This window comes from Pseudomonas sp. NPDC087185 (assembly GCF_044744955.1).
Lineage (GTDB): Bacteria > Pseudomonadota > Gammaproteobacteria > Pseudomonadales > Pseudomonadaceae > Aquipseudomonas.
In genome coordinates this window covers 361274-376810 of sequence record NZ_JBIUZK010000003.1, presented here as the reverse complement: position 1 = coordinate 376810, position 15537 = coordinate 361274, and the positions used below count along the sequence as shown (strand labels likewise).

Annotated in this window: 18 protein-coding genes; 7 read left to right on the top strand and 11 right to left on the bottom strand. The window is 57.6% G+C overall.

What is annotated here, in order from left to right:
* Nucleotides 1-31: 31 nt before the first annotated feature.
* The 5 genes from ACIPIJ_RS12010 to ACIPIJ_RS11990 all read right to left on the bottom strand — a co-directional run bounded on the left by ACIPIJ_RS12010 (nucleotide 32) and on the right by ACIPIJ_RS11990 (nucleotide 4214).
* On the bottom strand, nucleotides 32-610 hold the full coding sequence (locus ACIPIJ_RS12010; protein WP_401076620.1) for an adhesin: 579 nt from the start codon (nucleotides 608-610) through the stop codon (nucleotides 32-34).
* A 1-nt stretch (nucleotide 611) separates the two neighbouring features.
* The gene (locus ACIPIJ_RS12005; RefSeq protein ID WP_401076617.1) at nucleotides 612-1049 is read right to left on the bottom strand and encodes a hypothetical protein; all 438 of its coding nucleotides are present in this window, start codon (nucleotides 1047-1049) and stop codon (nucleotides 612-614) included.
* Nucleotides 1050-1346: 297 nt separating this feature from the next.
* Complete coding sequence (locus ACIPIJ_RS12000) at nucleotides 1347-1898, bottom strand: AAA family ATPase (protein ID WP_401076615.1); 552 nt, start codon at nucleotides 1896-1898, stop codon at nucleotides 1347-1349.
* Nucleotides 1895-2473, bottom strand: a complete 579-nt coding sequence (gene pnuC / locus ACIPIJ_RS11995) for a nicotinamide riboside transporter PnuC (protein WP_401076612.1) — start codon at nucleotides 2471-2473, stop codon at nucleotides 1895-1897. The genes ACIPIJ_RS12000 and pnuC overlap by 4 nt, the downstream gene beginning before the upstream one ends.
* Before the next feature lie 106 nt (nucleotides 2474-2579).
* Complete coding sequence (locus ACIPIJ_RS11990; protein WP_401076610.1) at nucleotides 2580-4214, bottom strand: methyl-accepting chemotaxis protein; 1635 nt, start codon at nucleotides 4212-4214, stop codon at nucleotides 2580-2582.
* Nucleotides 4215-4513: 299 nt separating this feature from the next.
* On the opposite strand from ACIPIJ_RS11990, the gene ACIPIJ_RS11985 reads away from it, so the two are divergent.
* Complete coding sequence (locus ACIPIJ_RS11985; RefSeq protein WP_401076607.1) at nucleotides 4514-5344, top strand: undecaprenyl-diphosphate phosphatase; 831 nt, start codon at nucleotides 4514-4516, stop codon at nucleotides 5342-5344.
* A gap of 1 nt (nucleotide 5345) precedes the next feature.
* On the top strand, nucleotides 5346-5774 hold the full coding sequence (locus tag ACIPIJ_RS11980; protein WP_401076604.1) for a DUF1294 domain-containing protein: 429 nt from the start codon (nucleotides 5346-5348) through the stop codon (nucleotides 5772-5774).
* 13 nt (nucleotides 5775-5787) lie between these two features.
* Here the strand turns inward: ACIPIJ_RS11980 and ACIPIJ_RS11975 are convergent, their stop codons facing one another.
* The 4 genes from ACIPIJ_RS11975 to ACIPIJ_RS11960 all read right to left on the bottom strand — a co-directional run bounded on the left by ACIPIJ_RS11975 (nucleotide 5788) and on the right by ACIPIJ_RS11960 (nucleotide 8756).
* Entirely contained in the window at nucleotides 5788-6147 is a 360-nt protein-coding gene (locus ACIPIJ_RS11975; RefSeq protein ID WP_401076602.1) for an MmcQ/YjbR family DNA-binding protein, read from the bottom strand.
* The gene (locus ACIPIJ_RS11970) at nucleotides 6140-7066 is read right to left on the bottom strand and encodes a LysR substrate-binding domain-containing protein (RefSeq protein ID WP_401076599.1); all 927 of its coding nucleotides are present in this window, start codon (nucleotides 7064-7066) and stop codon (nucleotides 6140-6142) included. Before ACIPIJ_RS11970 ends, ACIPIJ_RS11975 begins: the two co-directional genes overlap by 8 nt.
* A 167-nt stretch (nucleotides 7067-7233) precedes the next feature.
* Entirely contained in the window at nucleotides 7234-8157 is a 924-nt protein-coding gene (locus ACIPIJ_RS11965) for a LysR substrate-binding domain-containing protein (RefSeq protein ID WP_267302956.1), read from the bottom strand.
* Nucleotides 8158-8303: 146 nt separating this feature from the next.
* A complete protein-coding gene (locus ACIPIJ_RS11960) occupies nucleotides 8304-8756 on the bottom strand; it encodes a helix-turn-helix domain-containing protein (RefSeq protein ID WP_191087620.1) in 453 nt (150 codons plus the stop codon).
* 219 nt (nucleotides 8757-8975) lie between these two features.
* Between ACIPIJ_RS11960 and ACIPIJ_RS11955 the strand changes: the two genes are divergently transcribed.
* The 4 genes from ACIPIJ_RS11955 (at nucleotide 8976) to ACIPIJ_RS11940 (ending at nucleotide 11388) form a co-directional block, all read left to right on the top strand.
* Nucleotides 8976-9707, top strand: a complete 732-nt coding sequence (locus tag ACIPIJ_RS11955) for a metallophosphoesterase (protein ID WP_401076596.1) — start codon at nucleotides 8976-8978, stop codon at nucleotides 9705-9707.
* Nucleotides 9708-9719: 12 nt separating this feature from the next.
* The gene (locus ACIPIJ_RS11950) at nucleotides 9720-10013 is read left to right on the top strand and encodes a hypothetical protein (protein ID WP_224372493.1); all 294 of its coding nucleotides are present in this window, start codon (nucleotides 9720-9722) and stop codon (nucleotides 10011-10013) included.
* 188 nt (nucleotides 10014-10201) lie between these two features.
* A complete protein-coding gene (locus tag ACIPIJ_RS11945) occupies nucleotides 10202-10699 on the top strand; it encodes a hypothetical protein (RefSeq protein WP_191087622.1) in 498 nt (165 codons plus the stop codon).
* A 47-nt stretch (nucleotides 10700-10746) separates the two neighbouring features.
* A complete protein-coding gene (locus ACIPIJ_RS11940) occupies nucleotides 10747-11388 on the top strand; it encodes an HAD family hydrolase (protein WP_191087623.1) in 642 nt (213 codons plus the stop codon).
* 104 nt (nucleotides 11389-11492) lie between these two features.
* Here the strand turns inward: ACIPIJ_RS11940 and ACIPIJ_RS11935 are convergent, their stop codons facing one another.
* Nucleotides 11493-12290 carry a hypothetical protein gene (locus tag ACIPIJ_RS11935; protein WP_401076591.1) on the bottom strand — a complete coding sequence of 266 codons (798 nt, stop codon included), beginning with the start codon at nucleotides 12288-12290 and terminating at the stop codon, nucleotides 11493-11495.
* A 228-nt stretch (nucleotides 12291-12518) separates the two neighbouring features.
* Nucleotides 12519-13295, bottom strand: a complete 777-nt coding sequence (locus ACIPIJ_RS11930) for a hypothetical protein (protein WP_401076589.1) — start codon at nucleotides 13293-13295, stop codon at nucleotides 12519-12521.
* Nucleotides 13296-13492: 197 nt separating this feature from the next.
* Here ACIPIJ_RS11930 and ACIPIJ_RS11925 point away from each other — a divergent pair, with 197 nt between their 5' ends.
* Nucleotides 13493-15439, top strand: coding sequence for a PIN-like domain-containing protein (locus ACIPIJ_RS11925; protein ID WP_191087624.1), 1947 nt, complete (start codon nucleotides 13493-13495; stop codon nucleotides 15437-15439).
* The last annotated feature ends 98 nt before the right edge of the window (nucleotides 15440-15537 follow it).

The window sequence follows — 15537 nt, the reverse complement described above, 5'->3', positions numbered from 1 at the left end:
TAGGTTAAGTGTTGTTCTTACCTGTTTTGGGTCAATTGGCGACCCGTACGCTCAGGGTGTTTGCCGTCTGGTTACCCACCCCGGCGCTCTGATTCAACTGGATTACCCCGCGGCTACCGGTGAATGCCTGGTCACCGGTGGTGACCTGGCGATAGCCGGGAGAGGTATCCGCTGGATCGGAGCTATTGATCAGCGCCACGTTCTGCTGCAACAGGACGCTGTCATCGATACTTTGCGGTTGTGTACTGAGGCTGATGCGCAGGGCGTTGGCCTGCTGTGTGCTCGCGCCGGCGCTCTGGTTGACGCCCAGTGCACCGCTGCCATGGCTGAAAGCGTCGCCCTGGATACTGGCGCTGGCGCCCATGTTGGGGTCAACGATGGAAAGCTGGCGTTGGCGGATCTGCGTGGTTGCGGCCGCCTCGCGGCCGGTGGCGATGGCGCGGGCATTGGCCTGCTGTTGCTGGTCGCCCGCCGCCTGGTTGACGCTGAAATTGCCCTGGTATTGCGCGCCAGAACTGTCGATATTGGCGCTGTTGATCACGGGAACGGGTGATTGGGCGAGAGCCGGTGCGCTGCACAAGGCAGCCAGGATGAACAGCGTCTGCCTCATCTCACTTGCCTCCGGTCAGGATCTGCAGAGGGGCAAGGCCGCGTTGGACGCTGGAGTTGACCATGTTGGAAATCCCGTTGCCGGAACTTGTACTTCGGCCCGCGGCCATGTTCGGTAACTGGTTCTGGTTGCTGATGCTACCGCCGAGGTTGTCGGTCTGCTGGGTGATCAGCGAGGAAATCCCGGTACCGCTGGTGATGCTCGCAAAGTCGCCATCGCTCAGTTCGGTGCTCTGCTTGAGCACGTAGGCGGACGGGTTGGCGTTGGCGGTAGTCGGGTAGGGATCGGGCGCCAGTGGCGCGCGGATGGCCATGCGTGGCTGTACATCGCGGGTAATCACGATGATGCCGTTGTCAGCCTGGGCCGGCAGGCTCAAACCGGTGCTCAATACACAACCGGCCAGCAGCAGGTGAGCGATGCCTTTGTCCAGTTTCCTCATGACGGCAATTCCTTCTTCGAGCGCTGGCCGGGTGCAGCGTTGCGAGGAGGAGAGCAGGAGGCGTGCCGCTTTTGGATAATGCTTTGCATTCAGCAGCTTGCAGTGCCTGGCTGAACGCGACATGACGTTGTTGTATCAGCGCTGAGACAGATGCCGCGCGATTTGCCGTTTTGCCCGGTGTAGACGTTGCCCGAAGGGCTTTTCCCGGCGCTGTATCACCGGCTTGACACTGGCCCCGGAATCGGTAGCAGAACGCGCAAATACGGGGTGCGAAGCCCTGCGAGGTGTGTCACCTGCTTAACACTCGGTGGGGCATTCTGGCGTTTTCCCCTGCAGCAGGCGCTGTACCGCGCGCAATGCCGCCGCGCTGCGAAGGGGCCAGTCACCGTCAATGATCTGCAGAGGCTGCTGATGGCGTTTTAGCCATTGCAGGCTGTCATCAAAAAATGCCTGGCGGTCAGCCAGGTCAGGTTGGCAGCGCTGGGGGTCGGCCACCCAGTTCACACCGTGCGGGCTGAGCAGCAGGTGCAGGTCGTAGTGCCGTGTTAGCAAGGCCTGCTCCAGCCACGGGGGGCAACCCTGGAACAGCGCATGGCTCCACAGCATGTTGCTGAGCAGGTGGGTGTCGAGAATCAGCAACTCCGGGGCTTGCGCCCGGGCGTGGTCTTCCCAGGCCAGTTGGCCCTGGGCGATGGGGGTGATGTCGGCGTAGCAGGTGTCGCGGCATTGCTGGTCGATGAAATGGCGCACGTACTCGCTCACTACCACGCCACCGAAATGCGCCTGGATCTCGCCGCTGAGCCAGCTTTTACCGCTGGACTCAGGGCCGCACAGCACCAACACCTTCATGCCTGCACCTTCGCGACCTTCAGGGCCGGGTCGCGGCGCCATTCTAGCCAGCCACGCACGGCAATCAGGGTAAGCACGGCAAAGAAGCCTGCTGTGAAATAGAGTTGCTGGTGCAGGTATTGCCCGACATAGACCACGTCCACCACTACCCAAAGTGGCCAGCATTGCACGCGTTTCTGCGCCATCCACAGTTGCGCGACCAGGCTGAAGCCGGTCAGCGTGGCGTCGAGCCAGGGCAGGGCGGCATCGGTCCAGTGAGCCATGCCAGCGCCGAGTGCGACACTCAGCACCAGGCCCGCCATCAGCCCGCCGAACACTGCCGGGGAGGGCAGCCGGGACACGACGCGCGCATCCTCCGTGCGGTCGGGGCGCTTCCATTGCCACCAGCCGTAGAGTTGCAGCACGGCGTAGGCCACTTGCAGCAGCATCCCCGAATACAGCTTCACCTCGTAGAACAGCCAGCCATAAATAAGCACCATCACCAAGCCGATCGGCCAGCACCAGGCGTTCTGTTTGACGGTGAGCCACACGGCGGTGACGCCAAGTACGGCAGCGATGAGTTCGAGGCCGGACATCGGCGCTCCTTGGCGAGGGGAAGGGGCGCGATTGTAGCGTGTGAGCGCGGGGAGGTGTAGTTGGGGCCTCGGGCTGCCCATACCGGCCGGTACGGGCGGCCGGTGCCTATACGCGGAATTGGCGTAGCAGTTGCTCCAGTTCCTCACTCAAACGGCCCAGCGCCACGCCAGCATCGCTGGATTGACGCGCCGCATCGGCGGTCTGCTGCGACAACCCGGCGGTGTCCAGCACATTGCGGTTGATCTCCTCGACCACATGCGACTGCTGCAGCGTGGCGCTGGCGATGGTGGCATTGAGCACAGTGAGGTTGTGCAGTGCCTGGCTGATGGCATCCAGGCTGGAGCCGGCCTCACGGGCCTGCTCGACGGTCTGGCGCGAGGCTTCACTGCTGGTGTCGATGGCCTTGACCGCCGCGTCCGATTGCCCTTGCAGGTGTTCGATCATGGTGTGGATCTCGGCGGTGGACTGCGCGCTGCGCTGGGCCAGCAGGCGCACCTCATCCGCCACCACTGCGAAGCCGCGGCCTTGCTCCCCAGCGCGGGCGGCTTCGATGGCGGCGTTGAGTGCGAGCAGGTTGGTCTGCTCGGCAATGGAGCGGATTACCTCCAGCACGCCGCCGATTTTCGTGCTGTGCCCGGCCAGGTTGCGGATCACCTGCACGGCCTGGTCGATGGTCGCCGAAAGCCGGTCGATCTGCTGCAGGCTGCCGTGGATGGCCTGCTGGCCATGTTCTACCTGCTGTTGTGCGGCGCGCATTTCGCCGGCGGCCTGTTCGGCCGTCTTGGCCACGTCCTGCACCGCATAGGTCACTTCGTTGACAGCGGTTGCCACCTGGTCCATCTGCATCGACTGCTGCGCGCTGTGTTGCTGCGCGGCACCGGCGTTGTCACCGACACGCCCGGCGGACTGCGCCAGCGAATGCGCGGCACCCTGCAGCTGGCTGACCACATCCTGCAGCTTGCCGTTGAAGCGGTTGAAGTGTTCGCCCAGGTGGGTGATCTCGTCGCGGCCGTGGGTATCCAGGCGCCGCGTCAGGTCGCTTTCGCCGCTGGCGATGTTGCCCATGGCCTGCACGGCCTCCTGCAAGGGCTGGGCGATGCTGCGGGCGATCAGCATGACCACCAGGGCCATCAGCAGGGCAATGCCCAGGCCGAGCAGCGAGGCATCGCGCAGTTGGCGAGCGAACTCGGCCTGGACGTCATCGATGTACACGCCAGAGCCGATGATCCAGCCCCAGGGTTTGAACAGTTGGATGTACGAGGTCTTGGCCACCGGGTCGCTGGCGCCGGGCTTGGGCCAACGATAATTGACCGGGCCTGCGCCCTGGCTGCGGGCGAGGGCGGCCATTTCGTTGAACACGGCAAAGCCGTCGGGGTCGCGAATGGCCGAGAGGTCCTGGCCGTCGAGCTTGGGGTTGGCCGGGTGCATGATCATCTTCGGCCCGAGGTCGTTGATCCAGAAGTAGTCGTTCTGATCGTAACGCAGCGCCCGCACCACCTGCAGGGCCTGTTGCTGGGCGGCCTCGCGGCTGAGGGTGCCGGCGCTTTCCAGGCCCTGATAGTAGGCCAGCACGCCAGCGGCAGTCTGTACCACATGACGGGTTTTCTCGGCCTTGGCCTGGTACAGGTCGCCATGGATCTGGCGCAACATCAGCAGGCCGAGCATCACCAGCATTGCCACAGCCACCAGCAGAATCAGCCACAACCGGCGGCTGATGGACATTGACCTCAAGGTCTTCATGAACGGCACTCCCGCATTGTTCTTTTTATTAGGTGCATCCAAGCATGCATTGGCACTGGCCCCAACACGACTAATAGCTAAGTGCCATTTATCGCCTAGTCTGCAACAGCCCGCGCAAGCGATTGCAACGCCGCTCTGCTAGGATTTCGGCCGCGCAAGATGAAACCTTTAGGCTGGCTGAACTTTTCTGCTGGCATTGGTCCCAGCAGTCACTGTAAAAATGCCGCGCCGCGTGCGGCAATCACAAGCAAATCAAGAACAAGGGGCCTGCAAGCAGCAGCGCTCCATCCGGGGGAATGATGGATTTTTGGACTGCCTTCCAGGCAATCATCTTGGGCGTGGTAGAAGGGCTGACAGAGTTCTTGCCAATCTCCAGTACCGGCCACCAGATCATCGTGGCCGACCTGATCGGTTTTGGCGGTGAACGGGCGATAGCCTTCAACATCATCATCCAACTGGCGGCGATCCTGGCGGTGGTGTGGGAGTTCCGGCGCAAGATCCTCGACGTGGTGTTCGGCCTGACCAGTCAGCCCACGGCGCGGCGTTTCACCGGCAACCTGCTGCTGGCGTTCATGCCCGCCGTGGTGCTGGGCGTGCTGTTCGCCGACCTGATTCACGAGTACCTGTTCAACCCGATCACCGTGGCGACGGCGCTGGTGATCGGAGGCGTGATCATGCTCTGGGCCGAGCGCCGCACACACCGTGTGGAGGTCGATCATGTGGACGACATGCGTTGGTCGCATGCCCTGAAGATCGGTTTCATCCAGTGCCTGGCGATGATCCCGGGCACCTCGCGCTCCGGCTCGACCATCATCGGCGGCCTGCTGTTTGGCCTGTCGCGCAAGGCGGCCACGGAGTTCTCGTTCTTCCTGGCAATGCCAACCATGGTCGGTGCGGCGGTGTACTCGGGGTACAAATACCGTCATCTGTTCGAGCCGAGCGACTTGCCGGTGTTCGCCCTCGGCTTCGTGACGTCGTTCATCTTCGCGATGATCGCCGTGCGCGCGCTGCTCAAGTTCATCGCCAACCACAGTTACGCCGCGTTCGCTTGGTACCGCATCGTCTTCGGCCTATTGATTCTTGCGACCTGGCAGTTCGGCTGGGTCGATTGGTCGACGGCGCACGGCTGACATGGCGCGCACGCAAACGGCTGAGCGACGTGTGGCTCGCAAGGAAGATGGCGTACGCAATGTGGGCCTGAAGCTGCTGGTGCTGGGTGTATTGTGCCAGCTGCCGCTGGCAGGCGCCGCCAAGATGGCTTGGAGCGGGCTGTCGTGGCTGCCACTGGCGGTCTACCCGGTGATGAGCCTCCTGACGGCCCTGTTGTATTGGCACGACAAGCGCCAGGCCCGCGCCCAGGCGTGGCGTACACCCGAAAAACTGCTGCATGCCGGCGAGTTGGTCGGCGGTTGGCCGGGGGCGTTGGTCGCCCAGCAGCTGTTCAGGCACAAGACCCGCAAGCTTTCGTACCAGTTGGTGTTCTGGGGCATTGTGTTGCTGCATCAGCTGTTCTGGTTTGACCGCCTCTTTCTGGGTGGGCGGCTCCTGCCTCTGGGCTGATGGCCCAGGCCACTCACATCAGCAAACCTGCCTGCAAGCGCTTGGCCAGCCGCCTTACCACCAACTGGTGCGAGCGCTGCAGCACATCGCACAGTTCCTCGCGGCCCATGGGATAGGGCGGCGCCATGCTGATCCAGCGCGCTCGCGCCAGGTACGGCGCCGGGCGCACGCCCGGCCGGTCGCAATAGCCGAGGAACAGCTCATCGGCCACCTTGAACGACAACCCCGCCCCGGCCAGATCGAGCACCGCGAACATCTTGTTGCCGGCCACCGAGAACACCCGGATGCCGCCCCATTTGTAGTCTTCCCGCGCCCCTGGCAGGCTCAGGCAGAACGCCGCCACCTGCTCCTCGGTCATTTTCTGCTTAGACATAACGCTCTCCACACGCTTCGAACGATGCAGCCAAATGGTCGATCCACACCCGTACCGCCGGCAACAAACCCCGCCGATGCGGGTAGACCGCTTGCAGGTAGCCGCCCGGCAACGACCAGTCCGGCAGCAGCCGCACCAGATCGCCGCGTTCCAGTTCTTCCTCGCAGAACATGCTCGGCAATGCCGTAAAGCCCAGCCCGACCTTCACCGCGGCGTTGCGCACGACGAAATCATCAATAGCCAGGCGCGGCTCCAGGGCGATTTCCTGCTGCCGGCCGTCGGGCCCGTGCAGGCGGAAATGCACCAGCCGGTCGGCTTCGGCGGCACCCAGCACCGGCAGGGATGCAAGCTCGGACGGCTCGCGAACATGGTCGGCAAAGCCAGGTGCGGCGACCAGCTGCATCTGCGCCTGGCGCAGCCGGCGGGTGACCAGTGCCGGGTCTTCGTCGCCGAGGTCGCGAACGCGCAAGGCAACGTCGATACCTTCGGAAATCAAGTCGACACGGCGGTTGAGCAGCACCATGTCCAGTTGCACCTGCGGGTACTGGGCCAGAAAACGGCTGATCACATCTGGCAGAAACGCATGGGCCAACGCCACCGGGCACGACACCCGTAAACGCCCGCGCGGCTCGCTGCTCATGCTTGCCACGGCTTCGTCGGCGGCCTCGGCTTCCGACAGCATGGCCTGGCAGTGGTGCAGGTAGCGTTCGCCCACTGCGGTCAGCTTGAGCTGGCGCGTGGTGCGCTGGAGCAGCCGTGTACCCAGGCGCTCTTCCAGCTCGGCGATGCGCCGCGACAGGCGCGACTTGGGGATGCCCAATTGGCGCCCAGCGGCGGCGAAACCGCCGGCTTCGACCACCCGGGCAAAGTAGAAGAGGTGACCTGTTTTCCTAGAGAAACCATTGATCAAAACCGACATTTCCTTTATCGATCAACGGGCTAGAAAGGTTTTGCTTTTGACGAATGATCAAAATCAAGGCTTTGATCAGGCTCATTGATTGAAACTAGGATAGCCCACGAGGAGAGCCTGGTGGAGCTCTCCATATGCTGAAATCAACGTATTGGCTACGGACGCAACATCACCTTTTACAGGGGCCGGTCACCACAGCGATCGAACGCATGTGCCAGGTGATCCAACCAAGCCCTGACAGCCGGCAACACTCCACGCCTGTGCGGGTAGACCGCCTGGAGCCACGCAGGGGCGCAATGCCAATCAGGGAGCATGCGAACAAGCTCTCCGCTGGCTAGCTCGCTCTCACAGTGCATTAACGGCAAAACCGTGAAGCCCAGGCCACCCAGCGCTGCTTCCTTACGCATGATGAAGTCTTCGACACCCAAACGGGCAGGCATGGCTATCTCGAAACGCTCGCCGGCCTGATTGAACAAGCGCATTCTGGCCAGGCGATCAGAGTCTAGAGCCCCCAGGAAGGGCAGAGCCATGAGTTCTTTGGGGTGAGAAACAGGGTGGGCGGCCAGGAAGTCTGGAGAAGCCACAACCTCCGTACGAGCCTCACGCAAGCGCTTGGTGACGAGATTTGGCTCCTCATCTTCGGCTTCGCGAACGCGCAGGGCGACATCAATACCTTCATTGATCAAATCGACTCGGCGATTGACCAACAGCAGATCGAGCTGTACTTGTGGGTACCGGGTGAGGAAATCACGAACCAGTGGATTTAAGAATTGATTTGCCAAACCGACCGGGCTGCTCACCCGTAGCGGGCCCCGTGGCTCACTGGTTGCGCTGGCAACCACCTCATCGGCTTGCTCTGCTTCCAAGAGCATTGCCTGGCAGTGGCGCAGGTACCGTTCACCTAAAGCAGTGAGCTGCAATTTACGTGTTGTGCGTTGAAGGAGGCGAGCGTTGAGCCGCTCCTCTAATTCCGCAATACGGCGGGATAACCTTGACTTTGGAATGCCCAGTAGGCGGCCTGCCGCAGCGAAACCACCGGCCTCCACGACCTTCGCGAAATAGAAGAGGTCATTCAAATTTCGGGGTTCACCAATAGCCACTTTCGGACGACCTTAGGACATAGGGAGCGAGGCATGCAGGGCATGCATTATGCCTGAGTCGTCCTAGGCCTGTACCCGTTCACAATCAAGGTATGAAGGTCAGCTACGCCGCTGGGCTGTGAGTCATGACGCTTGTACGCTGAGCTTCACGACTTCTTCAGGCGATTGCTGACGGTTTGCCTTGAAATCCCCAGCCTCCTAGCCACCTCGGCCTGACTATGACCCTGATCGGTCAGCTCCTTGATTCGCACTCTCAGCTCCAATGACGCTGCCACCACCGGATGAGTTTTTTTTGGAAGCAAGGCCGGTATCTCGCTGCTGAGAAAGCCTGTGGACTCAAGGTCTTTTGCAAGGTGATCCAGAACCTGTTTGGGCGTTTGCCCGCGATGTGCAGCGTAAGCGAGCGTCAACAAGGTCAATGGATCCACCCCCAGCGCCTTCGCGATGTCTTGGCTAACGTCTAGCGTCACAGATCGAGCACCCGATTCGAGACGACTGATGTAGCTAGGGTCGACGGCCTCTGCCAAATCCTGCTGCGATGACTCGCGGCGGGTACGAAGCAATTGCAAGGCTGCGGCAAAGGCTGTGCGAAGCGACATGAGCGTTTCCGGCAAACGCAACGATATGCGGAATTTGCCTTGTCATATGCAAATGACTATAGTCATGGCAAGTGACATTGAGGCACTCTTCGCCAGCGGGCCCCTCTGCCAAGCGGGTTTATCAATATACGTTTAAACCGAATTTCAGCTCCGGCGTGCAACGAATCGGGTCTCGACCCAGCGAGCGCATTCCAGCAGCCAGGCCAAAATCACCAGCCCATGAAAGTACTGATCTACTCCGACCTCCACATCGAGTTCAAGCCTTTTGACCCCCCTGATGTCGAGGCAGACCTAGTTGTGCTCGCTGGCGATATCAGCATTCAAAAAAGAGGCGTTTTGTGGGCAAACGAGACCTTCACGACTCCAGTCGTCTACTGCGTTGGGAACCATGAGCGTTACAAAGGTCATCTCGATCGAACCGTCGAAAAGATGAAAGCCGTTGCCGCTCCCCACGTGCACGTGATGGAGAACGAGTCGCTGATCCTGGGCAAGGTGCGGTTCTTGATTGCCACCGGCTGGACAGATTTCGGAAGCACTGGTGATTGGGTTGCCGCGTCAAAGACCTGTGCGCGGGAGATGAATGACTTTCGAATGATCAGAGCTGACTCGAACTACCGTCGACTGCGGCCTCACGATTTGATGGCTAAGAACGAGGCCACCAGGGCGTTTCTCGATCGCGAATTGAGCCATCAATTTAATGGCAAGACGTTTGTCATCACTCATCACTGTCCAATTCCAGAAGTCGCCGGGGATGAACAAGATGGGCATCTCAGCGCGGCTTATTTCAACAGGTGGCACGCTTTAGTGGAGCGGGCAGACTATTGGATGTTCGGCCACACCCATCATTCCGTCGACACTGTATTGAGTGGCTGCCGCTTGCTCTCAAATCAACGCGGATATCCCGGCGAAGATTGCGGGTTCGATCCAAAAAAGTTAATTGAAATTTTATGAGGGATGGAGAGCGTGAGTGCTTGTGAATTGATCGAACTTCCACCGAAGGTTGTACAGGCAGCCGGTGTTGGCTGGGGAGTTACGGTTGACGCCTATCTGCTAAACGCGGCGCGAGTGGGTGATCGCTTCACTGCGCTGGTCTATTGCGATCTGTCAGGTATCAGTAGCAATGGCATGACCGTCGTGACACCGGAGGTTCATGTGGTGGAGCAGAAGGGCGGTTTTACATTGGTACGAAGCCTGTCGGGAATGGATCACTACGTGATTGTGTCTGCGATGCCTGACAACGCAGGTGCTCCTGTATGACCTCTGTTTCCTAGGGCTTTGAACAATTGATTTTCTGAACGGTTGCGACTCATCACTCTGTGAACCGCAGTCAACCTAACAACCTGATTTGAAAAAGCTGGCCTTGACCACCAGAGCATGGATCTGGCGAGTCCACGTGCCTGTTTTTCTGGCAAATATCCTCTTTACACCTCTTACTAAGGAACGGTATGTCCGAGCTCAAGAAGATTGAACTAACAGTCAAGAACTATAATATTAAAAATTCTGCTGACATTGACACGCTCTATGACCAGGTTCGATGTGAAGACAGTGAAGGGAAGACCTTTCATTTTAAAGAAGTTTGCATGCTAGATTACTTGAAGAGGCACGGTGCAATTGTTACGGATAAGCCTAGGACTTGGTATTACAAGCATTTGAATAAGAAAAGCATCGTTCTAGTGGCGTTCCAAAAGTCGGATGGCAAGGTCGAGTATGACCTTGATCACCTGCGTCTGGTTGCCAGATCGAGTATTCTCAAAGGGATCGTCTTCGCCGTAGCGGCAATTCCAGCGGGAGTGATCATCGGGACGGCCACATTTGGCATCGGGCTTCTGTTTACACCTTTCTGTCTCTTCTATGCGTACAGAAGTCTCTTTAAAATCCCCCGCATGCTGCGCCGGGACACGTTGATAAATGAGCTCGCCACCCATGGAGTGATTGTGCGATAGCGGCGAGTTTGGACAGTGAGGCTTGCGTGCCGATAAGGAGAAAATAAATGACCGTAGCAGTGATTTTTGATCTATTTGGTACGCTCCTCGAAATCCGGAACCGCCAGAACCCCTATAGGCAACTGCTGCGTATCGGGGCGAAGCAGGGCCGCGCTGCATCCTCGAAAGACATGCGTGCGATCATGGCTTTCAATGGTGGGATCAGCGAAGCCGCTGAGGCATTTGGAATCTGTCTGTCCTCTGCTGAGCTGGCCAATCTGGAGTGCATGCTTGAGCTGGAGCTCGAATCCATCGCGCCCTTCGATGACGCCATGATCGCGATCGAGTTGCTGCGAGAGCATGGGGTAAAAATCGGAGCGTGTTCAAACCTTGCCGGGCCGTATTGCTCGAAAGCACGGAGCCTGCTCCCTGGCCTTGATGGGTACGCACTGAGTGCTGAGTTAGGCATGCTCAAACCTGACCCTGGTATGTACCGCAGCATCTGCAACATGCTCGGCGTTCTGCCGGAGCAGGTGGAATCTATGCAGGTGCTGATGATCGGGGATTCAAGGCGGTGTGACGAGCACGGGCCGCGTGCCTTTGGGATCCCGGGTTATCACCTGGATCGTAACGGAGCGGGGCCCTACAGGGATTTGATCTCGTTTGTTCAGACCGTCACCGCTGATGAGCATCGAGGATTGCACAAATAAGACACTTGAGATTTTGGTGAACAATTTGTCCTATCTGATACTAAAGTCTCATTTATGATGACTCACCCATTAAAACCTCATGATGCCCTGATGTACCTCTTATGCTACTCTGCCTCAAATAGCTTCAATAGAAAATCTACAGTCATCATTTGCCCCGTCCCACCGCCGGCGGTGACGAACATCCCTACTAGGGCGTATGAAGGCTCGTTGTTTTTTTTAAAGTGGATGAAAACAGGCGATCCGCTTAGTCCGTTGGTAGTCCCTGACCATGTGACATTATTAAGCTTTACTCTGTCATCATATGCACCTGGCCCTACCTCGCCTTTAAAGCCTACAGGCGTTGCTCGCATCACGGCTAATTCATTGTCGTTATCTGAGTATTCTGCTACTGTAAATTCATCATCAAGTGGAAAGCCAGCGCCTGTAAGTTTTATTCCGGCACCACTTTCAAAACATGCTTTGGCCTGAACGCTATTCAGAAATTTGCGAAACCACTCACCACTTGGAGGAAGCTTTACTGCTCGCTTCATCAATAGCTCTCTCTTTTCAGGTGATATCCAGTTGGCCACCCTAAATGCTACCGCATCCAAATATACCCCTGGCAAATCTTCAGAGTTATGAATAACTGAGTAGGCGCAATCAAATGGTACAGTGCTGCGATCTAAATCTGTTGAGGAGGAAAACGGAATTCTCAAGAATTTAGCCAGATTGGAAATGTCTACGGAATTATCTTTGGTCAGGCAGTGGCGTGCAGTCAAATAAAATAATGAATTATTTTTTACGCAGAAAAATCCTGTGCCCTGAAAGCCCGGATACTGCTCCAGCCCTTCACTCACCAGTATATTTGGTAAAATTGATTCCGCTGGAAATGCTGGATGTACAAAGGAAATATCAAAATCCACAGGTCACCTTTAATAATTGCAAGGATTTAGAATCCATAAGTCACAAAGCTGGCAGCCTACAAATTAATCGCTAGTGGTTTGCTTCAAAAATACAATGCTCTCTTTTGGCTGTGCTTCTAAAATTTTTGGGAGCATGGGGCTCGATACTAACAAAGCCCCGTACAAATCCTGAAGAGCGCCAGCGTTAATTGGTAGTGTGACTGCTCTTCCTTTCCGCAGTAGAGGTAATCATGCTTCTGCAGTTTCAGTCCAACGCTGATAGCTGCGCTCGGCATGCTCCGGATTTTCGAGCTTCGGCTTCGTACGCAAGGCGAATGCTTTCTCGGCCAAGACCTCTAGCCGCTCAGCTGCTTTGGGCAGCCAGCCATTCTTGATTGCCCAGAGTTTGATGTTCTGCGCAGGCTCCTGGTGATCACGTGCGCGCAGGATCCGCAGAATGCGTTTGGCCTGATCCTCGTCAGAGGGATGCAGGGTGTTGTGGGCCCGGTTGACCATGGCGGTGAGCGACTTCATGGCCTGCTCAACAATTGGGTCGGCGATCAGCTTGGTAGGTTTGGCAGTTTTTCCCGCTTTTGCCGGCTTACCCAGCATCTTGGGTGACCAGGTTTTTGTCCAGTTGTCGACTGCATCTGGTGTCCATGGGACAGCCACAATTGCTGCCAGGTTTTGCAGTGCATCGACCTTGTCCATCATATTCTGGTTGGCAAACACGGCAATCAAGACGGCTGGCTTGGTGACCCATTGCAAGGTTTTCATGGTTTCGCAGCGCATCTGTGCGCCGCAAGGAAGCTTCACGGGCTTTCCTTTGACCAGCGCGTCATACACGCCCGCACCCAGTACCTTAGGGAGGTCACCGGTGACGAGAGATGGTTTGGCCGGCACCAGGAAGATGGCGTCGAGAGCGCCCGATGTCTCGCAGAGATGATTCGCAACGCTGACCCCTGTCAGGATGTGCTCGAAGCTTAGGCTGGTGTCGGGCAGAAGTACCCTTTGTACGACAGGCATGCGTTCGTCCTTGTAAGAAGCGGTGTACGAGAATGTGAACCCGTTCAGGTTTTTCGAAGCTTCACCCGCTTCGCTCAAGAGATCAAGCGATGGGCTGCCCGCCCTTTGTTTGTGCGTGCAGAGGCGGGTGCAACACCGATGGCGAGACGCCGCGAGGATGGTTATGATCTGCCGATCCCAATGCCAAGGACTCTGCAATGTTGCTCGGGTTGAACCAGCTGAAAAAGACCAAGGACGAATTCCTCACAGAGCTGGCGGATCTGGCGAAGGCGCCCACCACGCTCATCTTCATTGACACCAATATTCTGTCCTACCTGTTCAAGCTTCATGCGGCAGCTCGGCAGGAGTTCTTTGATTGGGCCGCCGTGGCGATTAGTGAAAACCGCTTCTACCTCCCTGCGTGGTGCGCAGGCGAGTACCTGGCGCGCGTCAGAGAAAACCAGCTGAGCTCCTATACCCCTAAGGGTAAGGGTGATCAGCAGGCTAAGGCCCTAGAGGCGATGCTCGATACTGCGTCGCTTTTTGTCGATGATGCGGTGTTACGATCCACGTCCTTCACAGGCTCCCGTGCTGAGTATCTGGCAGGATTTCGAGCGGCTATCAACGAGCTCAGTACGTTCACTCAAGCCTTCAAGCACCAATTTGATCCCGACAAAATCCATGCTGAGATTGAAACCTTTCTAGGCCCGGTTGTCTTGGACTCCCCGATTGCCCAGATCTGTGATCGCGCTGCGAAGGAAGGCCCTTCGCGGATTGAGCACCGCCTACCGCCCGGATTCAGGGACGAGGCGAAGCCGGAAAATCGCTTGGGCGACTTGATTATCTGGTTGGAAATTCTTGGCTACAGCAAAACTCGAAGGGAAGACTTCACCCACGTTCTGTTTTTGACGAATGACGAGAAGTCCGACTGGGTGTATGCGCCGGCCAAGCGTCTTGACGAAGGGCGAAAAGGGAGGCGACCGGTTCCCAACACAGCGCCAGTCCTGAAGATCATTGACCCCCGACTGGTATCGGAGTTTAAGCAGGAGGTAGGTCGGGAACATGTTGAGATTTGTACCCTCTCGACACTGGTTCAAGGCCTGTCAAAAACTGATCCAACTGTAGTTGGACAGCTCGCTGCCGCGATCCAGATCGAGTTGGTCGCGAGTGACGGTCTTGCGGCAGAGGTCACCATAGCCGGTTCGGAAGAGCCAATTGCCGAAGCTGTCGAAGAGCAGGCCGCTGTCGCAGAGCCGGAGGCACCAGAGGTGGCTGCTGAAGCACCTGCGCAGGCTGAGCCGGAACAACCTCGTGCTCCTGTTCAGGCAGCGCCTGAGGCCAATGAAGTTCTCGCTAACGCATTAAGCCTTGCCATTCAAATGACTGGTTTGCGCGATGCTGAGTATCAGTCGGATGGGCCTGATGAGCTCAGCGAGATCATCAGCTCGCTTCGATCGCACAACTGGTACATTCAGAACCCCGCCATCACTAAGCTTGCATCGATATCAGAGAAAGAATTTCCGGCGACCTCGTGGTTTGTCCTAGGGCGCAACATTTACCAAGCGGCTTGTGGAAACGCACAGAAGGCCATGGATTTCATTGCCAACCTTGATAACAGCTTGAGGCGTTTTCCAGAGCCGGTTTCGAAGTACATTCTTGCAGGCATTCTTTACGAAATTTACTTCGATAGTCAGGGCGCGCTGCGGCAAACGGCTAAGGCCGGATCCATTGTGAAGCCGTTATCACTTGTTGCAAAAGAAGGATATGAGGATGTTCGTGCCTTCATTCGCTTGAAGCTGGACGAGGCGAATGCAAATCTCTTCTTCTATCCTGGCGATGACCAAAAGCGAATGATCATTGTGCAATCGGAACCTGAGGAGGGGGCAGGGGACGAGTCCGATAAGAAGCGGGTTTTGACTTCGGTCACACTGCAAGGGCGTGAGATCTTGGTGGACGTTGTACCTGAGAACCATGACTGGTATAGCCGCTATCGAGCGGCTTATCGAACTAAAGACCTCTTGGACGACATTTCCACCAGTCTTACAACGCCGCTTTGGGCGCTAGAGATGACGGTCGAACCACTGGTCAGTGTTAACGCCCGATTTGCTGTACCTGCGGGCCGTGTGCTGTATCCAACCGCTGTTCTAACGCCTGTTGAGGAATAATCGGCTCAGCATAGAGCCTAGGCAGGCTAGCGCCCCCATCCGCTATCCTGCATACCCATAGTCGACTTTGGCATTAGAGCCTAGGGGCATAGAGCAGT